Below are 19,032 nucleotides of genomic sequence, written 5' to 3' on the forward strand. Positions count from 1 at the left end.
GGCCCTCATTCAACTTGACAGCGGCTTAGAGATATATCCGACAAATGCCGCTGGCCGACCCACTTCTATCTTTCAGGCGGACCAAATTATGAGCAGCAGCTATACGTTCGACGACCTCAAGCGAGATGTGGCCGAAGGGCGCATCGATACGGTTCTGGCATGCCAGGTCGACATGCAGGGCCGGTTGATGGGCAAACGCTTTCAGGCGGAATTCTTTATTGAAAGTGCCTGGAAGGAAACGCATAGCTGCAACTATCTGCAAGCGACCGATATCGAGATGGAAACCGTCTCCGGCTACAAGTCGACGAGCTGGGAGAAGGGCTATGGCGACTATACCATGAAGCCGGACCTTGCCACGCTGCGCCGCATTCCCTGGTTGGAGGGCACGGCCTTGGTGCTCTGCGATGTGCTCGACCATCATACGCATGAGGAAGTCGCACATTCGCCGCGTGCGATCCTTAAGAAGCAGGTCAAGCGCCTTGAGGCGATGGGCATGAAGGCCTACATGGCTTCCGAGCTTGAATTCTTCTTGTTCGACCAGAGCTATGACAGTGCCCGGGAATCCGGCTATCGCAATCTCAATCTCGTCAGTGGCTACAACGAGGATTACCACATCTTCCAGACCACTAAGGAAGAGGATGTGATGCGGGCGATCCGCAAGGGGTTGCAGGGCGCCGAGATCCCCGTTGAAAACTCCAAGGGCGAGGCTTCGGCAGGGCAGGAGGAAATCAACGTCCGCTATGCTGACGCCCTGACCATGGCGGACCGCCACGCGATCATCAAGAACGGTTGCAAGGAGATTGCCTGGTCGAAGGGCAAGGCCATCACTTTCCTGGCGAAATGGAATTACAGCGCGGCCGGCAGCTCCTCGCATATCCATCAATCGCTCTGGAGCGCCGATGGCAAGACGCCGCTGTTCTTCGACAAGGAACAAGAACACGGTATGACGTCGCTGATGAGGCATTACGTCGCCGGCCTTTTGAACCATGCCAGCGAAATCACCTATTTCCTTGCGCCCTATATCAATTCCTACAAGCGCTTCGTTGCCGGCACCTTCGCGCCCACCAAGGCGATCTGGAGCACGGATAACCGCACTGCCGGTTATCGTCTGTGCGGTGCCGAGACCAAGAGCATCCGCATCGAATGCCGCGTCGGCGGCTCCGACCTCAATCCTTATCTGGCTTTTGCTGCCCTGATTGCCGCCGGCATCGACGGCATCGAGAACAAGCTCGAACTGGAGGCGCCCTTCGTCGGCGACGCCTATGGAGCACGCGAAGTTCGCGAGATACCGCGCACCCTGCGCGGCGCAACCGAGGCCCTGACCAATTCGAAGATGCTGCGTGCCGCCTTTGGTGATGATGTCATCGATCACTACACCCGCGCTGCCGAATGGGAGCAGGAAGAGTACGATCGTCGCATCACCGATTGGGAAGTGGCGCGCGGATTCGAAAGAGCGTAAGGCTTTTGCGATCTGCCTCCTGCCCGATTTTTATTCTCGGATCGGACAGGGGCGTCGGGATGCTTGTTGACTTGCTGTTTCATCCTAGAGGCGGCCAAAGGTTCTGCAACATCCGGGCAATCAATGGATGACCAAGAAAACAGGAATTCGATCATGACCATGATCACATGCGTCTCCCCGGTGAACGGAGAGGTTTATGCCGAGCGTCCGGTGCTGTCGCTGGAAGCCGCCAAGGACGTTGTGGCACGCGCTCGCAAGGCGCAAAGGGATTGGGCGCGTCGCCCGCTAGAGGATCGTGTCCAGCTCGTGCTGAAGGGTGTGGCCCGGCTCAACGAGATGGCAGACGTCGTCGTGCCGGAGCTTGCCTGGCAGATGGGCCGGCCGATCAAATATGGCGGTGAATATCGCGGCTTCAATGAGCGCTCGAACTATGTAGCCTCGATCGCCGCCGATGCGCTTGCTCCCTTAATCGTCGAGGACAGTGCGAATTTTGCGCGCCGCATCGAGCGCGAGCCGCATGGCGTCGTCTTTGTCATCGCTCCCTGGAACTATCCCTACATGACGGCGATCAACACCGTCGCACCCGCGCTGATGGCTGGCAATACCGTCATCCTCAAGCATGCAAGCCAGACGCTGCTCGTCGGTGAGCGGTTGGTCCAGGCTTTCGTCGAGGCCGGCGTTCCCGCCGATGTCTTCCAGAATGTCTTCCTCGACCATGAAACGACCTCGGCGCTGATCGCGGCCGGCAGCTTCAATTTCGTCAATTTCACCGGCTCCGTCGAAGGCGGCCGGTCGATCGAGCGTGCTGCTGCCGGTACCTTTACCAGCCTCGGCCTCGAGCTTGGCGGCAAGGATCCGGGCTATGTCATGGAAGACGCCGATCTCGACGCAGCGGTCGATACGCTGATGGATGGTGCGACCTACAATTCCGGCCAGTGCTGCTGCGGCATCGAACGCATCTATGTCCATGAATCGCTGTATGACAGCTTTGTCGAGAAATCGGTCGCTTGGGTTTCGAACTATAAGCTCGGCAATCCTCTCGATCCCGACACGTCGCTCGGGCCGATGGCCAACAAGCGCTTCGCCAAGGTCGTGCGAGAACAGATCGCCGATGCGGTTGCCAAGGGCGCCAAGGCGTTGGTCGATCCGAAGCTGTTTCCGGCCGATGACGGCGGCGCCTATCTCGCGCCGCAAATCCTTGTCAACGTCGATCATTCCATGGCTTTCATGCGGGAAGAAACCTTCGGCCCGGCCGTCGGCATCATGAAGGTTAAGAGCGATGCGGAAGCGCTGGAGCTGATGAACGACAGCCCCTACGGCCTGACGGCTTCACTCTGGACCAAGGACGTGGAGCGCGCCTCGCGCCTCGGTCGCGAGATCGAAACCGGCACCGTCTTCATGAACCGCGCCGATTATCTCGATCCGGCTCTGTGCTGGACCGGCGTCAAGGAAACTGGTCGCGGCGGTTCACTGTCGATTATCGGCTTCCACAATCTGACGCGCCCGAAATCCTATCATCTGAAGAAAGTAACAGCATGAGCACTATCTCTGCCAATTGGAGCTATCCGAACGCCTTCAAGCTCGGCCGCGGCCGCATCAAGGAGCTCGCGGACGCCTGCAAGAGCCTGGGCATGAAGAAGCCGCTCCTGATCACCGATCGGGGACTTGCCTCAATGGCGATCACGGCGACGGCATTGGATATTCTGGAAGATGCAGGTCTCGGCCGCGCCATCTTCGCTGACGTCGATCCGAATCCGAACGAGAAGAACCTCGAAGCCGGCGTGAAAGCGTTCAAGGATGGCGGCCATGATGGTGTTGTTGCCTTCGGCGGCGGCTCCGGCCTCGATCTCGGCAAATGCGTCGCCTTCATGGTCGGCCAGACGCGCCCGGTCTGGGATTTCGAAGATATCGGCGACTGGTGGACCCGTGCCAATGTTGAAGGCATCGCGCCGATCGTCGCCGTGCCGACGACCGCCGGCACCGGTTCGGAAGTCGGCCGCGCCAGCGTCATCACCAATTCCGCTACGCATGTGAAGAAGATCATCTTTCATCCGAAGTTCCTGCCGGGCGTCGTCATTGCCGATCCGGAGCTGACCGTCGGCATGCCCAAGATAATCACCGCCGGCACTGGCATGGATGCCTTTGCGCATTGCTTGGAAGCCTATTCCTCACCCTTCTATCATCCGATGTCGGCCGGCATCGCGCTGGAAGGCATGCGGCTCGTCAGGGAATTCCTGCCGCGCGCCTATCGCGAAGGAACCGATCTCGAAGCGCGGGCCAATATGATGAGCGCCGCCGCCATGGGCGCGGTCGCGTTCCAGAAGGGTCTTGGCGCCATTCACGCGCTCTCGCATCCGATCGGCGCCGTCTACAACACCCATCACGGCATGACCAATGCCGTCGTCATGCCGGCTGTCCTGCGCTTCAACCGCAAAGCCATCGAAGAAAAGATTGCCCGCGCCGCCGCCTATCTCGGCATTTCGGGCGGTTTCGACGGCTTCTATGACTATGTACTGCAGCTGCGCTCGGAACTCGGCGTGCCGGAAAGCCTTTCGGCTATGGGCATTGCACCTGATCGGATCGACGAACTCTCCGCCATGGCAATCGAGGATCCAAGTGCCGGCGGCAATCCGGTGCCGATGACGCTCGAAAACACGAAGGCTTTGTTCCGCGACTGCTTCTGATACGCCGCCGAACTACGTGACGCGCTCGATGAAAATAGCGGCGCTCTGATATTTCAAGACAAAGAAAAACCGCCGCGGAAACTCGGCGGTTTTTTTGTTTAGGCATGTTTGGCAATCAGTCTACGAATTCGACGACGACGCCGGGCTTGACCATCTTTGCCAGTTCGGTTGCATCCCAATTGGTGAGGCGCACGCAGCCGTGACTCTGCGACTTGCCGATCCGCGAGGGATCCGGCGTGCCGTGGATGCCGTAGGTCGGTTTCGATAGGGCCATCCAGACCGTACCGACCGGGCCGTTCGGGCCAGGCGGAATGTTCAACACCTTGTCGTTGGCGCCTTGCTGGAAATTGATCTTCGGATTGTAGGTGTAGCCCGGATTGAAGGCGACGCGCTCGACCGTGACGGTGCCTGACGGCGAGGGCGTGTCGGCGGAACCGATGCTGGCCGGGTAGGCTGCGATCAGCGTGCCGTTGGCATCATAGGCGAAAACCTGCTTGCGCCCCTTATCCGCCAGGATCTTGGCAACTGTACCGGTCTTGCTAGGGCCTGTATTGACGACCTTGATGGTGCTGCCGGGCACGGTGAAATCGACGCCGGGATTGAGTGCCTTCAGGTAGCCCTCATCCATATGAAACCGTTCGGCCAGCATTTCGGTCGTCGACGTGTAGCCGAGGGAAGGCATCTGGGACTTGGCAGCATAGTCCTCGGGGATCGAGGCGACGTAGGGACCAGCGGCATCGGCAGCGGTGATCGTATAGTTGACGATTGGCATGCCGCCAGACATGCGCAGCTGCTCGAGGATCGCGTCGGTATTGTTCGGGTCAAGCGTCTGGCCGGTCATCTGTTGATAGGCATAGATCGCCTTTGTGACGTTTGCGCCCATTCGTCCGTCGATCGCACCAGGCGAAATACCCTGCCGTGCGAGGAAGACCTCCAGCGCGGTGATCTCCATCTTCGACTTGCCTTTGAGCGTGATGACGGGTTCAGCCGGTGCCGGCTTGTTGACGATGTCAGGCGCGCTCTGCTGAGGATCGATCGACGCATAATCGCTGCCGTTCGGGTTCGCCTGGCCTTGGTTCTTGTCTGGCAAGGGCTGATTGTCGAGCGGCTGGCGCTGGATATCGCCGTCACGCGGAATGCCTCCGGTGATCACGCCACGATCCTGCTGACCGTAACCATTATCGGGAGCGCCGTCGTAATTTCCGTAGCTATCGGTACGATACTGACGATAGTCCTGGTAGTTGCCGTTGTCGGAAAGCTGCGTGTCGCCATAGCGGCCGCCATTATTGCCATAGGTATCGCGGGCTGGGGCGCGGGGATAGTAGGTGCTGGCCTTCATCTCCGTGGCGACGACATTGCCGTAGGCATCGATCAGAACCCGGCGGCCGCGTCCATCGCGTGCCATGGAGTACCCACCACCGTAAGGATATTGATCGAGGATCCGGCCGTCAGGAGTGACAAGGACCGTGTTGCCGTTGCCGCTGCGATAATATTGCGCCTGCGCGTCCGTGAGTGCCAGCATAGATAGAGCGGCAGTCGTTGCCAGGGCAAAACTCAATTTTACGAACCGGTTCACGTCTGTCGGATCCTCGGGATGGTCGTTCGGCTGACACACAGATGGCAATTTTGACGCCAGTATGGAGATTTAGATTATCATGCTGAATAAAATATAAAAATTTATGTGATCAAGGCTTCAAGTTAAGATTTGGTAAGCCAAATAGTCGTTTATTTCAGTCGCGTGCTACCTTGGGACAGCACCTGCGCTCGGCGCCGATCAGGGAGGATTTGGGGGATGATCGATTTTTCTGCGGCCAAGGGGCCGAAATTGACGCTGGATGAGGGCTCCGTCCTGGATATCGGCGCCTGCATCGTCGACGGCAACAACCTTGCGCCCGGAAGCGCCGTTCCCGATGATGGCGATCCGCGTATCAGTCATTCCGTACAGGGCTTCCTCTTCACCTGCGGACCGGATCATATCCGCCACCCCGAGCCGATGTCCGGCGCCTATGAGGGCAAGCGCTACCCGCTTCACGGTTCCTTCTCGTCCCATCCGGCCAAAATTCTCTGGACCAAATTCGAGAATGGCAATGCGGAATGCCGCGCTGATATCGATGTAGTCACCGCTGAGAGGCGAACGGCAAGGCTCGAACGACTTTGGCAGATCGACGGCGCGACGGGCGAGGTCTCGCTTGCGGACCGTGTAGTCAATACGAGTACGGAGGCGATGCCGGTCTTCCTGATGTATCATATGAACATTGGCGGCAAATGGTTCGACAGCGGCACGCGCCTTGCCGGACAGATGCTTGACAATGGCGGCTTTCCCTGGACCTTCGGCGAGGAGGGGGGCGATATCTTCTGCGTGCCGGCGCAGGACAAGGGCGAGGATTGGGCAGAAATCAGCCTCGGCCCCATCGAGGCCATGGGCGGCAAGACTTTGAGGGTGCGCTTCGGCACCGATACGCTGCCATTCCTGCAGGTCTGGCGCAATCAGCGCGCGCCTGCCCATGTGCTTGGCATCGAGCCGGTTTCGCATCGGTGGGTCTCCCGCGAGGAGCTTGAGGAGGCGGGCGAATTCAATATTCTCCAGCCCGGTGAAACCCGCAATTTCATGCTCAACTTTGCCTTTGTTTGAGAGTGCGCCGCGGTTGACGCTTGCTCTGCCGCGGCGTAGATCAAGGCCACGGTTTTAGAGAGGACATGAACCATGGATATCCGCCCGATCGACGATGAATACTCGGTGTCAGGCCAGATCACCGTCGAGGATCTCGACCAGATCAAGGCTCTGGGGTTCAAGTCCATCGTCTGCCATCGCCCCGATGGCGAAAGCCCGGATCAGACGCCGTTCGGAGCCATCGAAGCCCGCGCCAAGGAACTCGGCCTGGAGATCGCCCAGGTGCCAGTGGGTCCGATGGGTGTGACGGAAGAGGCCGTGCAGGGCATGGTTGATGCGCTGGACGAGTTTCCGCTCCCGATGCTCGGCTATTGCCGCTCCGGCGCGCGTTCGACGGCGATCTATCAGAAGACGCATCACATCCGCGGCTGAACGGATCCTTTCCCGGCCTTTTTGATCGCAGGGCGGACCATGGGTCATGCCCTTTTATCTGTCGAAGAACAACATCAGGAGAAAACCATGAGCATCAAGCGCATCGACGTTGGCGCCCGCATGAGCGGCGCTGTCATCCATGGCAACACTGTCTATCTCGCCGGCCAGGTTGGCGAAGGCGAAAGCGTCACCGATCAGTGCAAGTCGGCACTGGCCGAAGTTGATCGCCTGCTCGCTGCAGCCGGTTCCAACAAGTCGAAGATCCTGCAGACGCTCATCTACCTCTCGGACATCTCCTACTTCGCCGAAATGAACGCCGCCTGGGAAGCTTGGGTCGATCCGGCCAACACGCCGGCCCGTGCGACCAGCGAAGCCAAGCTCGCTGCACCGAAGTATAAGGTCGAATTCATCGTGACGGCAGCACTCGACTAAGTCGATCTAGCAGATTCATGAAAAGGCCGGTGGGCTCGCGCTCATCGGCCTTTTGTTTGCGCGATTTCCGTCAGGGTGCGGGAGGGCGTGATCGCTGCCGGATCGAGCGCGATTTCGATGATCGCCGGCTTGCCGCTAGCGCGCGCCCGTTCGAAGGCCGGGCCAAACTCTTCCGTCGCCTTCACCGTCTCGCCATGGCCGCCACAGGCGCAGGCAAGGGCCGCAAAATCAGGGTTGTCGAGCGCCGTGGCGCTGACACGGCCGGGATATTCCCGCTCCTGATGCATGCGGATGGTACCATACATGCCGTTGTTGATGACCAAAGCGATGAGCGGCAGGCCATATTGGACGGCGGTCGCGAATTCCTGCCCGTGCATCATGAAGCAGCCGTCGCCGGCAAAGCAGATCACTTCGCGCTCTGGAAAGAGCTGTTTCGCGGCAACCGCTGCCGGCAGGCCATAGCCCATTGAACCCGATGTCGGCGCCGCCTGCGTGTTGAAACGGCGAAAGCGGTGAAAGCGGTGCAGCCAAGTAGCATAATTGCCGGCACCGTTGGTGAAGATCGCATCATCGGCTGTGTTCGCTTCGATCCAATCCATGATGCGGCCCATATGGACGGCGCCGGGGCTCTTTTCCGGTGTCTTCGACCAGGCAAGATAGGCGGCGTGCATACGCTCGGTTCGGTCCGCCCAAGGCATTTCGTGCAGTGGCTCCAAATCCGCGAGAGCCGCAACGAAATCCGCCGGGCTGGCGCAGATTGCCAGGTCCGGACGATAGACGCGGCCCAGTTCCGAGGGATCGGGATGGATGTGGACAAGCTGCTGGCGCGGATAGGGGATATCGACCAGCGTATAGCCGGAGGAGGGCATCTCGGAGAGGCGGCCGCCGAGAAGGATCAGCAGATCCGCTTCCTTGATTTCCTTTGCCAGTGCCGGGTTGATGCCGATGCCGACATCGCCGGCATAGTTCGGATGCAGATGGTCGAACAGCATCTGCCGGCGGAAGGAGCAGCCGACCGGCAGCTTGAGGCGCTCGGCGAATTGCGTGATGCCGGCAACGGACGCTTCGTTCCAGCGCGTGCCGCCGAGAATGACCATCGGCCGCTGCGCAGTCGCAAGGCGCTGGTTAAACTCTGCAAGCTGGCCGCGGCCCGGATGCGCGGCGACAGGGACATAGGGCAGTGCTTGCGGTGCTTCGACTTCGTCACGTAGCATGTCTTCGGGCAGCGTCAGCACGACCGGACCGGGGCGACCCGATGTTGCCACAGCAAAGGCCCGCGTGACGAATTCGGGAATGCGGGCGGCATCGTCGATCTCGCCGACCCATTTGGCGAATTCGGTAAAGGCGCGGCGAAATTCCACTTCCTGAAAAGCTTCGCGTTCGCGGGCCTCACGCTGGACCTGACCGATGAACAGGATCATCGGGATCGAGTCCTGCCGTGCGATATGAAGGCCGGCGGAGGCATTGGTAGCGCCGGGGCCGCGGGTGACCATGCAAATACCCGGTTCGCCGGTTAAGCGGCCCCATGTATCCGCCATCATAGCCGCGCCACCCTCCTGGCGACAGACAAGCACCTTGATATCGCTGTCATACAGGGCGTCGAGCACGGCGAGAAAACTCTCACCCGGCACGCAGGAAATGCGCTGCACACCATTTGCCTTCAAAGCCTCGACGATGAGCTGCCCGCCCGTTCGCTTCATGTGATCGCCTTTCCCTCCAGCTCGACCAATTCAGCCAGAACTTCCTCCTGATGTTCCCCGAGGCGCGGGCTCGGCCGCGTATAGATTAGCGGCGTTTCCGACAGTACGATCGGCGTGCGGACGCTCGGAATGACAGTGCCGGCGCTATCTTCGAGATCGATCCTCAGGCCACGTGCCACAATCTGCGGGTCGGCGAACATATCCTCGATCGTGTTGATGGCGCCGGCCGGAACGGCGTTGGCCTCGCATGCTTTCAAGAGCTCCGCCTTGTTCCACTTCAGCGTCTCCGCCGAGACGAAAGCCCGTACCTCGTTGCGGTTGGCGACGCGGGCCTTGTTGGTCGCATAGCGCTCATCGTCGGCACGCGCCTCCACGCCGAGAATGGTACAGAGGCGGCGGAATTGCCCGTCATTGCCGACCGCAAGAATGAGATAGCCGTCGGCCGTGGGCACAACTTCATAGGGCGAGATATTCGGATGGGCGTTGCCGAGTCGTACGGGCGGCTTGCCTGAGATCAGATAGTTCATGTTCTGGTTGGCGAGCACGGCCGATTGCACGTCGAGCAGTGCCATGTCGATGAGTTGTCCTTCTCCGGTCTTCAGAGCGTGGATCAGTGCGGCCTCGATTGCCGAGACGGCATAGATGCCGGTGAAGATATCGGCGATCGCGACGCCCGCCTTCACCGGCTGTCCGTCCGGTTCGCCCGTGATCGACATGAAGCCGGACATGCCCTGGACGATATAGTCGTAACCCGCGAGACCGGCATAGGGTCCGGTCTGCCCGAAGCCGGTGATCGAGCAGAAGACGATGCGGGGATTGATCTTCCTCAAGCTTTCGTAATCCAGTCCGTATTTGACAAGGCCGCCGAGCTTGAAATTCTCGATTACCACATCGGCCGTTTTTACCAGCCGGCGTACCAGTTCCTGCCCTTCCTCGGTCTTGAGATCTGCGGTGATGGAACGCTTGCCGCGATTGGCGGAATGGTAATAGGCGGCGGAGAGATTTTCGCCATCCTTGCCTTCGACGAAGGGCGGGCCCCATTGACGCGTGTCGTCGCCGCCGTCGGGATTTTCCACCTTGATGACATCGGCGCCGAGATCGGCCAGCATTTGCCCCGCCCAGGGGCCGGCAAGGACGCGGGCAAGCTCGATAACGCGAATACCGGACAGCGGAGGTCTCTTGGTCTTTTGTTCTGTCATGTCTGTCCGCTCTCCCGCTTAGGGCGTGAATGCTGTTTCAGATGTATCTGATACCGGTCTGGAAGCAAAGCGTCGCTCGCGCCAGAGGATGTATAGCCCGGAGCCCATGATGATGAGGATGCCGAGCCATTTGATCGCATCCGGGAAATTGTCGAAGACGAGCCAGCCGAAGATCGTGGCGGAAACGATCTCGAAATACTGCAGCGGCGCAAGCGTCGAGGCTTGTACTGCGCGATAGGCATACACCGTTAGGATACCGGAGGCGGCCGCAGTCGCGCCGACGCCAAGCAAATAGAGCATTGCCCCCAGATCCGGAATAACCGGATAAAGGATTACGGATCCCGTCGCCTTGCCGATGCCAAGCAAGATCAGACTGAAGCCTATACCCCATAGTCCCGTTTGGAACTGCAGCGGCCACGCATCTTCGGTGTGGGAGACGACGCGCGTAATCATCACATAAACCGCAACGCAGAGTGCCGTAACAACGGGCAAAAGGGCTACGAAACCGACTTCCTGAAAGCTCGGCTGGATGATTAGCATGGCACCAAGAAAGCCGACAGCGCAGGCTGTATAACGCCGCCAGCCAATGGTTTCCTTGAGGAATATACTGCTGAGGATGGTGAGCATCATCGGCTCGACGAAAAAGATGGCAATGGCATCGGCCACTTCCATGACCTGCAGCGCGGTCACGAACGAGACCATGGACAGCGTCAAAAGGGTGGCGCGGATCGCGTGCACGCCGCTCTGGCGCCACGACCATACGCCCCACTGCCCGCGCAAGGCCATCATGGGCAGGGCAAAGAGCGACTGGAAGATGAAGCGTGCAGCGGTGACTTCAGCCGGCGGAATGGTGGTTGCCGCGAGTTTGGAGAAGATATCCATGACCGGCGAGAGGACGACGGATAGAAACATCATCGACAGGCCGAAGGTCAACTCCGATTGCAGCAATCGGACCGAGGAGCCGCTGGAGGTGGTCATTGCAAAATTTCCTTGAGAATCAGGTCTTTGCCGTTACGCTCTTGCACCAGTCGGCGAAGTTGGAAATAGCTTCCTCGGCACCGATTTCGTTGATCGTCTCGTGCCGCATGTCGGGATAGATCTCGGTGGTGATACGAGGGAAGCCGGCTCTTTTCAAATGCTTTGCCAACCAGGAAATCGCTTTCGCATTGTTTGTCGCCGGATCCTTGCCGCCGCCGACGAGATGGATCGGCATGTCGCGTTGAAGCCGGTCGAGATAGATCTTTCGCGGTGCCTGGAAGGTAAGCTCGAATATATCGAGCCAGAGCGAAACTGAGGCATCGAAGCCGCAAAGCGGATCGGCGATATATTTGTCCACCTGCTCCGGAATACGCGAGAGCCAGTCAAAATCGGTGCGGCGGTTGGTGATCGATTTACCCCAGGTGCCGAAGGTCAGTCTCGGCAGCAGTCCGCTCGGGACGTCCGACCCCTTGAACATGCGCTCCGTTTTCAGGATGAGCTGGGCGGCGCGGCCGGCGAGGCCCGGATTGAAATTGGAATTCCAGACGGTGACCGCATCGAACTTGTCCGGATGCGTGACGGCCGCGTTCAGACTGATCAATCCGCCCATGGAATGCCCGAACAGGATGATCGGAAGGTCGGGATGGGTACGTGCGGCAAGCTCGCGCATGGCGAGCACATCGGCGATCACCTGAGCAGCGCCATTTCTGCGGGCAAAGCGGCCGATGGGGGCATCAGGGGCGGTCGTTTCGCCATGGCCGCGATGATCGTGGGCATAAACATGGAAGCCTTGGCCTGCCATCGCATCGGCGAAGGTCTCGTAGCGGCGTGAATGCTCGGCAAGGCCGTGCGATATCAGCAGGATGCCGCGAGCATCGGTTACCGCCGGCAAATGATGATAGGCAAGAGTTGCGCCCGTCGGACTTTTCAGGCGCTTCGTCTCGACGAACATAGATCCGTTCCTCCCCACTTGGACGTAAGGTTATCATCTGCCCGATTGCAATGGATAGGTGGTAAAGCTCACAGAAATAAATCTTTCCGAGCGCTGCGATTCAGGATTGCGCCCGCTCGCTCAAACTGCTTATTTGTTCCCATAATGTTCTAGTTGGAGGCAAGAATGAAGCAGTGGCTTCGGGTATTTGCAGTTGTATTTATTTCTATTGGGACGGCGGCGGGCGCCGTCGCACAGGAACATAGCCGCGGGCGGACGCGCTTTATCCTGGCGGCGAGCTGGGAGCCGGCATTTTGTCAGACGAACCAGAAGAAGGCGGAATGCCGGAACCAATCGTCAAACAATCATGATGCCACGAATTTTTCGTTGCATGGTCTCTGGCCGATGCGGCAGGAATATTGCGATATTTCCGAGGATCTGAAGCAGGCAGATCGCGGCCGCGACTGGAAAGACCTGCCGGCCGTGCAGCTGTCTCAGGACGTGAAGGCGAAGCTGGACAAGGTGATGCCGGGCACACAATCGGGCTTGGAGCGGCATGAATGGATCAAGCACGGCACCTGTACGAAGCTGAGTGCCGATCAATATTTCTCCATCGCCGCCGGCTTGATTGCCGAACTCAATACATCGGCCGTGAGGGATCTCTTTGCGCAGAATATCGGCAAGGAGCTGGATGCCGAGAGCATCAAGGCAGCCTTCGACCAGAGCTTCGGCGAGGGCGCCAACGCGCGCATCAAGATGAGCTGCCGCCGCGTCGGCGACGTCAGGATGATTTCGGAGCTGACAATCGGTCTCTCGGAAGATGCGATCGATCCCCCACAGAGCAATGAGCCGCGCCTCGCCAAATTGATCCAAGGTGCCGGCAGCACCGCCTTCGGCTGCGATCGGGGTGTGGTGGACGCGGCCGGCTTCTGAGAAATACGGCCTTTCTGACGCGGATAATGCCCTCGGACAAGGTTTCGCCGTTGCCCGAGGGCAGGGTTTCGCCTACATAGCGGCACAAATCGCAACGCTATTCGTCCGTGGAGCAACCCAAGCTATGGCACGTCAGTTCATTTATCATATGGCCGGTCTGAATAAGTCCTATGGCGCCAAGAAAATTCTCGAGAATATCCATCTCTCCTTCTACCCCGATGCCAAGATCGGTATTCTCGGTCCGAACGGCGCAGGTAAGTCGACCGTGCTGCGCATCATGGCCGGCCTCGACAAGGAATATACCGGCGAAGCCTGGCTGGCCGAAGGCGCCACCATCGGCTACCTGCCGCAGGAGCCGCAGCTCGATCCTAACAAGACGGTTTTCGAAAACGTCATGGAAGGCGTTGCCAAGAAAACCGAAATCCTCAATCGCTATAACGAATTGATGATGAATTATTCCGACGAGACGGCGGAAGAGGGCGCCAAGCTCCAGGATATCATCGACAGCCAGAACCTCTGGGATCTGGAAAGCCAGGTGGAAATGGCGATGGATGCATTGCGCTGCCCGCCGCGCGATGCCGAAGTTACCAGCCTTTCCGGCGGTGAGCGCCGCCGTATCGCGCTTTGCCGTCTGCTTCTCTCGCAGCCGGACCTGCTGCTGCTCGACGAACCGACCAACCATCTCGACGCCGAGACCATTGCCTGGCTGGAAAAGCACCTGCGCGATTATCCTGGCGCCGTGATGATGATCACCCACGACCGCTACTTCCTCGACAATGTTACCGGCTGGATTCTCGAACTCGACCGCGGCCGCGGTATTCCATACGAAGGTAACTACTCCGCCTATCTACAGGCCAAGGCCAAGCGTATGCTTCAGGAAGCTCGCGAAGAAGCCGGCCGCCAGAAGGCGATCAGCCGCGAACAGGAATGGATCGCCTCCAGCCCCAAGGCCCGTCAGGCTAAGTCCAAGGCGCGTATCAATGCTTACGAACAGCTGGTCGATGCTGCTGAAAATCAGCGTCCTGGTGACGCCCAGATCATCATTCCGGTCAGCGAGCGTCTCGGACAGGTGGTGATCGAGATGGAAGGCATCACCAAGGGTTTCGAAGGTCGCACGCTGATCAACGATCTGTCGATCAAGCTGCCGCCCGGCGGCATCGTCGGCATTATCGGTCCGAACGGCGCCGGCAAGACGACCCTGTTCAAGATGATCACCGGGCAGGAAAAGCCGGATTCCGGCTCGATCCGCATCGGCGAGACGGTGCATCTCAGCTATGTCGACCAGAGCCGCGACGCGCTTGATGGAAACAAGACGGTATGGGAGGAAATCTCCGGTGGCGCCGAAATCATCAAGCTCGGCAAGTTCGACATGAACTCGCGCGCCTATTGCGGCGCCTTTAACTTCAAGGGCGGCGACCAGCAGCAGAAGGTTGGCAGTCTCTCTGGCGGTCAGCGCAACCGCGTTCACCTGGCCAAGATGCTGAAGTCTGGCGGCAACGTGCTTCTGCTCGACGAACCGACCAACGACCTCGATACGGAGACGCTGGGGGCGTTGGAAAGCGCGCTCGAAAACTTCGCCGGCTGCGCCATCATCATTAGCCACGATCGCATGTTCCTCGACCGCCTGGCCACGCATATCCTGGCCTTTGAAGGTGACGGCCATGTTGAATGGTTCGAAGGCAATTTTGAAGATTACGAACAGGACAAGGTCCGCCGCCTCGGCCCCGATGCTCTCAATCCGGGCAGCCAGGCACACAAGCGCCTGACACGGTAAGTTTGCTGTCTTTCCGTCATAGAGAACCCCGGCAGGTCCGGGGTTTTTCTTTGCCTCAGGCAAGAGGTATATGTTCCCTAGCCGACAGAAACTAACAGATTTCCGACGCTCCGCCGGCCTCTTCGATGATTAGCCCTTGCGGAACCCATTCAAATCACATAAAGATATCTTTATATCTTGATTGGGTGTGAAATGACGGATCTGGTTAAACTCGGCTTGGATGACGTGGTAGACGTGCTGAAGGCGGTCGGCGAGCCGACCCGGCTGCGTCTTCTGGCGCTACTGGCGGCCGGCGATCTGACTGTGACCGACCTTACCGAAATCCTCGGTCAATCGCAGCCTCGCATTTCCAGGCATCTGAAGCTACTCGGCGAAGCCGGCCTGATCGATCGTTACCAGGAGGGCGCCTGGGCCTATTTCCGCCTGAAGCAGGAGGGCAAGGCAGTGACGCTGGCGCGCAGCCTGCTGCGCCATACCGCCGAAAAGGATACGGTGCTGCTGCGTGACGGGGAGCGTCTTGCTTCCGTAAAGCGCATCCGGGCCGAGCGCGCTCAGGCCTATTTCAGCCGGAATGCCGCCGAGTGGGATGAGCTGCGCCGCCTCCATGTCGCCGACGAGGATGTCGACAAGGCGCTGATCGATCTCATCGGTCCGCAGCCGATCGACTCCTTTCTCGATCTCGGTACGGGCACTGGCCGGATGCTGCAGCTTCTCGCTGGGCATTATCGCCGCGCCGTCGGCATCGATGCCAGCCGTGACATGCTGGCCGTTGCCCGCGCCAATCTCGACCGGGCCAATATTACCGCTGCCTCGGTGCGGCATGGCGATATTTTCAACTTGCCGCTCGAGCAGCAGGATTTCGATCTCATTACCATCCACCAGGTGCTGCACTTCCTTGATCAGCCGGAGGTTGCCATCAATGAGGCGGCGCGAATGCTGCGGCCCGGCGGTCGCCTTGTCATCATCGACCTCGCGCCGCACGGGCTTGAATATCTGCGTGACGAGCATGCGCATCTGCGCCTCGGCTTCTCGCATCAGGCGATTTCGGATTGGCTGAAACTCGCAGGGCTGGATGTAGAGCGCGTACAGGATCTTCATTCGGGGAGGGAAGGCGGACAGGCGCTGACCGTTACCATCTGGCTGGCGCGCGACCCGCGGTTGCTGATTGCGTCCGACCAGGGCCACCAGTCATCCCCCATTCTTGCCGGGAGAGTTTGACATGTCTTCGAGATCAGAAAGCCATAGCGACGGTATCCGCATCTCCTTCGAGTTCTTTCCGCCGAAGTCGGAAGAGGCCGAGCAGCAGCTGTGGAACACCGTTGAGGAGCTCAGCGATTGGGACGTTGAGTTCGTTTCAGTCACGTATGGGGCAGGCGGTTCGACCAAAGCGCCGACGCTTTCTGCCGTGCGCAAGATGATCCATGAGACGCCGTTCACAACCGCGTCGCATCTGACCTGCGTCGGTGCGACGCGTGAGGACACGCACCGGGTGATCGACGAATTCCTTGCTGCCGGCGTTCGCCGTTTTGTCGCTCTGCGCGGTGATCCGCCTGGTGGCGTCGGCTCGGCCTATCAGCCGCATCCGGGCGGTTATGCCAATGCCGCCGAACTGGTTGGCGCTTTGCGCGAGCGCGGCGATTTCGATATTTCCGTTTCCGCCTATCCCGAAAAGCATCCGGAAAGCCGCGATACGGCAGCCGATATCGATATGCTGAAGCGCAAGGCGGAGAATGGTGCCGATCGGGCGCTGACGCAGTTCTTCTTCGATAACGATGCCTTCGAGCGTTATCACGATCGCGTTCGCGCCGCCGGTATCAAGATCCCCGTTGTGCCGGGCATCATGCCGATCCAGAACCTGACGCAACTCAAGCGCTTCGCCGGCGCCTGCGGCACGAATATTCCGGCCTGGCTCGACGAGCGGTTTGATGGTTTGGATGAGGATATTGAGGAGCGCGCCAAGGTCGCAGCTGATGTTGCGGCCGAGCAGATCCAGGATCTGGTGCGCCGTGGCATTCACGAGTTTCATCTTTATACGATGAACCGTTCGGCATTGGTTTCCGCCGTGCTTGAACAGCTGGGTCTTGAGCGTAAGGTGGATGCACGGGCTGGCGCTGCTGCCTAGAGCGTCTTCATCCAGGGGGATGATAAAAAGCGCATATCCGGCGGGGCATGCGCTTTTCTAATACAACAGGGGTTTTGTTAGCTTCTCGGAGTTTGGTCGGCTGCGAATTACACTAGAGCCGTCAGATAAAAAGCATCGTGACGACGAAAGCGAAGGCCGCACCGACCACTAGGACGTTGATGGATCGTGTTAATCCCATGTCTTCCTCCTCAGTCAGCCGTTAAATTTTATGTCGAAAACGTGTCGCTTGGAAAGAACATTCGATGTTGCGACGCGGTATCAAGTTCACGAAATGAATCATGTCTAATTCATAAGACATTGAATTTATTAAATAATTTTAACTTACTATTCAATAACGAGATGTGAATAATTATTAACGTGCTGTGAGCTTGGCTATCCGGTTACGAGCAGCAGATACAAAAAAGGCGGCCCTGGGCCGCCTTTTCGATCCAAGCACAGGAGAAATCAGAGTGCGTTGAGCAGTGCCGTCGTTGCCCAGCCGTCGGCCGGCATACCCAGGCGGAACTGTTCCTTCTGGATCGCGACACGCGTGCCGGAGCCGAGGATTCCATCAATCTTGCCGACATCGTAACCGCGGGCCACGAGCTTGGTCTGAAGAGCCTTCATATCGATATCGTTGAGGCCCGGCTCGGGATTACCCTTGTTATAGGGCGGCGCGCCGGCAAAACGTGTCGCGAAATAGGCGGCTGAGGTCGTGTAGATGAAGGACTGGTTCCAGCCGAGATAGGTATTGTAGTTCGGATAGGTCAGGAAGGCAGGTCCCTTGCGACCTTGGGGCAGAATGAGGGCAGCTGGTAAAGAGCCGAAGCTCGTGTTGCCGTCGCGTGGCGTGACGCCGAGCTTGAACCAATCGCCTGCCGTCAGCGTACCGCCGATGCCGGATTTTTCCCAGGGAAGATTGTCCGGAACCGCTACTTCCTGCAGCCAAGGCTGACCACGCTGAAAGCCGAGATGTTGGAGGAATCTGGCCGTCGTCAGGATCACGTCCGGAGCGCTGGTCTTCAGATTGACATGACCGTCGCCATCGCCATCGGTGCCGTAAGCGATGATATCGGGCGGCAGCATTTGCGTCTGGCCGATTTCACCGGCCCATGCGCCCGTCGTCGTTGCCGGGTCTACATCGCCGCGCTGGACGAGCTCGATCAGTGCGATCAGGCGAGGGCGGAAGAAGTCCGGACGGCGGCAATCGTGCGAGAGGGTGACCAGCGCGTTGCGGGTGTTGAAATTGCCTTGAACGGCGCCAAAATCGGTTTCCATCGCCCAGAAAGCGGTGATAACGCCAGGAGGTACGCCATAGTCCTGTTCGGCTTTGGCGAAGACGTCGGCATATTGCTTCAACTTCTGGCGGCCGATGTCGAGGCGGCCCTGGCTGACGGTGCGCTGCGAGAATTCGAGGAAAGTCTGGCGGAAAACGCCCTGGCTACGGTCCATTGCGAGGACCTTGGGGTCGATCTGGGCACCGGCGAGCGTCTTGTCGGCGGCGGCAGCATCCGCACCATCAGCAATCGCCTCGGCCTTCACGCCGGCCAGGAATGCGGTGAGATCGCCACCGCAGGTTACTTTTGGAGTGGCGTCACTGCTCGCGGGCGGCACTGCGGCCGGTGCTGCGCTTTGAGCCAAAGCCGTACCGGTCATGGCTGAGGCGAGGAGCAACGCAAGAGCGCCGCGTCGAATGGTGTCACGATCCATGAGCGATCCTTTCCAATGATAGAATAGGGTCGCTTTCACAGAAGATTGTGACATAAGCAAGAGAGAA

The 19,032-nt window shown here is 59.1% G+C and carries 16 protein-coding genes; 10 read left to right on the forward strand and 6 right to left on the reverse strand.

What is annotated here, in order from left to right; translation table 11 throughout:
- The first annotated feature begins 88 nt into the window (after positions 1-88).
- The 3 genes from ACYJRZ_RS02960 to ACYJRZ_RS02970 all read left to right on the forward strand — a co-directional run bounded on the left by ACYJRZ_RS02960 (position 89) and on the right by ACYJRZ_RS02970 (position 4,143).
- Positions 89-1,459, forward strand: a complete 1,371-nt coding sequence (locus ACYJRZ_RS02960) for a glutamine synthetase family protein (protein ID WP_459455919.1) — start codon at positions 89-91, stop codon at positions 1,457-1,459.
- Between the two features lie 153 nt (positions 1,460-1,612).
- Complete coding sequence (locus tag ACYJRZ_RS02965) at positions 1,613-2,998, forward strand: aldehyde dehydrogenase family protein (RefSeq protein WP_459455921.1); 1,386 nt, start codon at positions 1,613-1,615, stop codon at positions 2,996-2,998.
- Positions 2,995-4,143 (forward strand): iron-containing alcohol dehydrogenase, encoded by a 1,149-nt coding sequence (locus ACYJRZ_RS02970; RefSeq protein WP_459455923.1) that lies wholly within the window; start codon positions 2,995-2,997, stop codon positions 4,141-4,143. Before ACYJRZ_RS02965 ends, ACYJRZ_RS02970 begins: the two co-directional genes overlap by 4 nt.
- 115 nt (positions 4,144-4,258) lie before the next feature.
- Here the strand turns inward: ACYJRZ_RS02970 and ACYJRZ_RS02975 are convergent, their stop codons facing one another.
- A complete protein-coding gene (locus tag ACYJRZ_RS02975; protein WP_459455925.1) occupies positions 4,259-5,719 on the reverse strand; it encodes a L,D-transpeptidase in 1,461 nt (486 codons plus the stop codon).
- 216 nt (positions 5,720-5,935) lie between these two features.
- Between ACYJRZ_RS02975 and ACYJRZ_RS02980 the strand changes: the two genes are divergently transcribed.
- From ACYJRZ_RS02980 to ACYJRZ_RS02990, 3 genes are all read left to right on the forward strand, one after another.
- Positions 5,936-6,775 carry a DUF4432 family protein gene (locus ACYJRZ_RS02980; protein WP_459455927.1) on the forward strand — a complete coding sequence of 280 codons (840 nt, stop codon included), beginning with the start codon at positions 5,936-5,938 and terminating at the stop codon, positions 6,773-6,775.
- 72 nt (positions 6,776-6,847) lie between these two features.
- A complete protein-coding gene (locus ACYJRZ_RS02985; RefSeq protein ID WP_459455929.1) occupies positions 6,848-7,186 on the forward strand; it encodes a protein tyrosine phosphatase family protein in 339 nt (112 codons plus the stop codon).
- 87 nt (positions 7,187-7,273) lie between these two features.
- Positions 7,274-7,618 carry a RidA family protein gene (locus tag ACYJRZ_RS02990; RefSeq protein WP_095435300.1) on the forward strand — a complete coding sequence of 115 codons (345 nt, stop codon included), beginning with the start codon at positions 7,274-7,276 and terminating at the stop codon, positions 7,616-7,618.
- Positions 7,619-7,659: 41 nt separating this feature from the next.
- On the opposite strand, the gene ACYJRZ_RS02995 is transcribed toward ACYJRZ_RS02990, so the two are convergent.
- Genes ACYJRZ_RS02995 through ACYJRZ_RS03010 form a run of 4 tightly spaced genes read right to left on the reverse strand, consistent with a single transcriptional unit; the run spans position 7,660 to position 12,447 of the window.
- The gene (locus ACYJRZ_RS02995; RefSeq protein WP_459455931.1) at positions 7,660-9,318 is read right to left on the reverse strand and encodes a thiamine pyrophosphate-binding protein; all 1,659 of its coding nucleotides are present in this window, start codon (positions 9,316-9,318) and stop codon (positions 7,660-7,662) included.
- Positions 9,315-10,517, reverse strand: coding sequence for a succinate--glutarate CoA-transferase (gene caiB / locus ACYJRZ_RS03000; RefSeq protein ID WP_459455933.1), 1,203 nt, complete (start codon positions 10,515-10,517; stop codon positions 9,315-9,317). Before caiB ends, ACYJRZ_RS02995 begins: the two co-directional genes overlap by 4 nt.
- Before the next feature lie 18 nt (positions 10,518-10,535).
- Entirely contained in the window at positions 10,536-11,495 is a 960-nt protein-coding gene (locus tag ACYJRZ_RS03005; protein ID WP_459455935.1) for a DMT family transporter, read from the reverse strand.
- Between the two features lie 19 nt (positions 11,496-11,514).
- Complete coding sequence (locus ACYJRZ_RS03010; protein WP_459455937.1) at positions 11,515-12,447, reverse strand: alpha/beta hydrolase; 933 nt, start codon at positions 12,445-12,447, stop codon at positions 11,515-11,517.
- 165 nt (positions 12,448-12,612) lie between these two features.
- On the opposite strand from ACYJRZ_RS03010, the gene ACYJRZ_RS03015 reads away from it, so the two are divergent.
- The 4 genes from ACYJRZ_RS03015 to metF all read left to right on the forward strand — a co-directional run bounded on the left by ACYJRZ_RS03015 (position 12,613) and on the right by metF (position 17,255).
- A complete protein-coding gene (locus tag ACYJRZ_RS03015; RefSeq protein ID WP_459455939.1) occupies positions 12,613-13,359 on the forward strand; it encodes a ribonuclease T2 family protein in 747 nt (248 codons plus the stop codon).
- A 124-nt stretch (positions 13,360-13,483) separates the two neighbouring features.
- Positions 13,484-15,133: an energy-dependent translational throttle protein EttA gene (gene ettA / locus ACYJRZ_RS03020; protein WP_069612556.1), complete on the forward strand. Its 1,650-nt coding sequence runs from the start codon at positions 13,484-13,486 to the stop codon at positions 15,131-15,133.
- 192 nt (positions 15,134-15,325) lie between these two features.
- A complete protein-coding gene (locus ACYJRZ_RS03025; protein ID WP_145316689.1) occupies positions 15,326-16,351 on the forward strand; it encodes an ArsR/SmtB family transcription factor in 1,026 nt (341 codons plus the stop codon).
- 1 nt (position 16,352) lies between these two features.
- Positions 16,353-17,255, forward strand: a complete 903-nt coding sequence (gene metF, locus ACYJRZ_RS03030) for a methylenetetrahydrofolate reductase [NAD(P)H] (protein WP_459455942.1) — start codon at positions 16,353-16,355, stop codon at positions 17,253-17,255.
- Positions 17,256-17,720: 465 nt separating this feature from the next.
- Here metF and ACYJRZ_RS03035 read toward each other — a convergent pair whose 3' ends face one another.
- Positions 17,721-18,911, reverse strand: a complete 1,191-nt coding sequence (locus tag ACYJRZ_RS03035; protein WP_459456922.1) for a lytic murein transglycosylase — start codon at positions 18,909-18,911, stop codon at positions 17,721-17,723.
- Positions 18,912-19,032 lie beyond the last annotated feature (121 nt).

It is taken from the genome of Rhizobium sp. No.120, from assembly GCF_054558365.1.

Coding starts and splice junctions, on each gene's coding strand:
- caiB (WP_459455933.1), bottom strand. CDS start 10,517: ATGACAGAACAAAAGACCAAGAGACCTCCGCTGTCCGGTATTCGCGTT.
- ACYJRZ_RS02965 (WP_459455921.1), top strand. CDS start 1,613: ATGACCATGATCACATGCGTCTCCCCGGTGAACGGAGAGGTTTATGCC.
- ACYJRZ_RS03025 (WP_145316689.1), top strand. CDS start 15,326: ATGACGGATCTGGTTAAACTCGGCTTGGATGACGTGGTAGACGTGCTG.
- ACYJRZ_RS02980 (WP_459455927.1), top strand. CDS start 5,936: ATGATCGATTTTTCTGCGGCCAAGGGGCCGAAATTGACGCTGGATGAG.
- ACYJRZ_RS03010 (WP_459455937.1), bottom strand. CDS start 12,447: ATGTTCGTCGAGACGAAGCGCCTGAAAAGTCCGACGGGCGCAACTCTT.
- ACYJRZ_RS03015 (WP_459455939.1), top strand. CDS start 12,613: ATGAAGCAGTGGCTTCGGGTATTTGCAGTTGTATTTATTTCTATTGGG.
- ACYJRZ_RS02990 (WP_095435300.1), top strand. CDS start 7,274: ATGAGCATCAAGCGCATCGACGTTGGCGCCCGCATGAGCGGCGCTGTC.
- ACYJRZ_RS03035 (WP_459456922.1), bottom strand. CDS start 18,911: ATGACCGGTACGGCTTTGGCTCAAAGCGCAGCACCGGCCGCAGTGCCG.
- metF (WP_459455942.1), top strand. CDS start 16,353: ATGTCTTCGAGATCAGAAAGCCATAGCGACGGTATCCGCATCTCCTTC.
- ACYJRZ_RS03005 (WP_459455935.1), bottom strand. CDS start 11,495: ATGACCACCTCCAGCGGCTCCTCGGTCCGATTGCTGCAATCGGAGTTG.
- ACYJRZ_RS02960 (WP_459455919.1), top strand. CDS start 89: ATGAGCAGCAGCTATACGTTCGACGACCTCAAGCGAGATGTGGCCGAA.
- ettA (WP_069612556.1), top strand. CDS start 13,484: ATGGCACGTCAGTTCATTTATCATATGGCCGGTCTGAATAAGTCCTAT.
- ACYJRZ_RS02985 (WP_459455929.1), top strand. CDS start 6,848: ATGGATATCCGCCCGATCGACGATGAATACTCGGTGTCAGGCCAGATC.
- ACYJRZ_RS02970 (WP_459455923.1), top strand. CDS start 2,995: ATGAGCACTATCTCTGCCAATTGGAGCTATCCGAACGCCTTCAAGCTC.
- ACYJRZ_RS02995 (WP_459455931.1), bottom strand. CDS start 9,318: ATGAAGCGAACGGGCGGGCAGCTCATCGTCGAGGCTTTGAAGGCAAAT.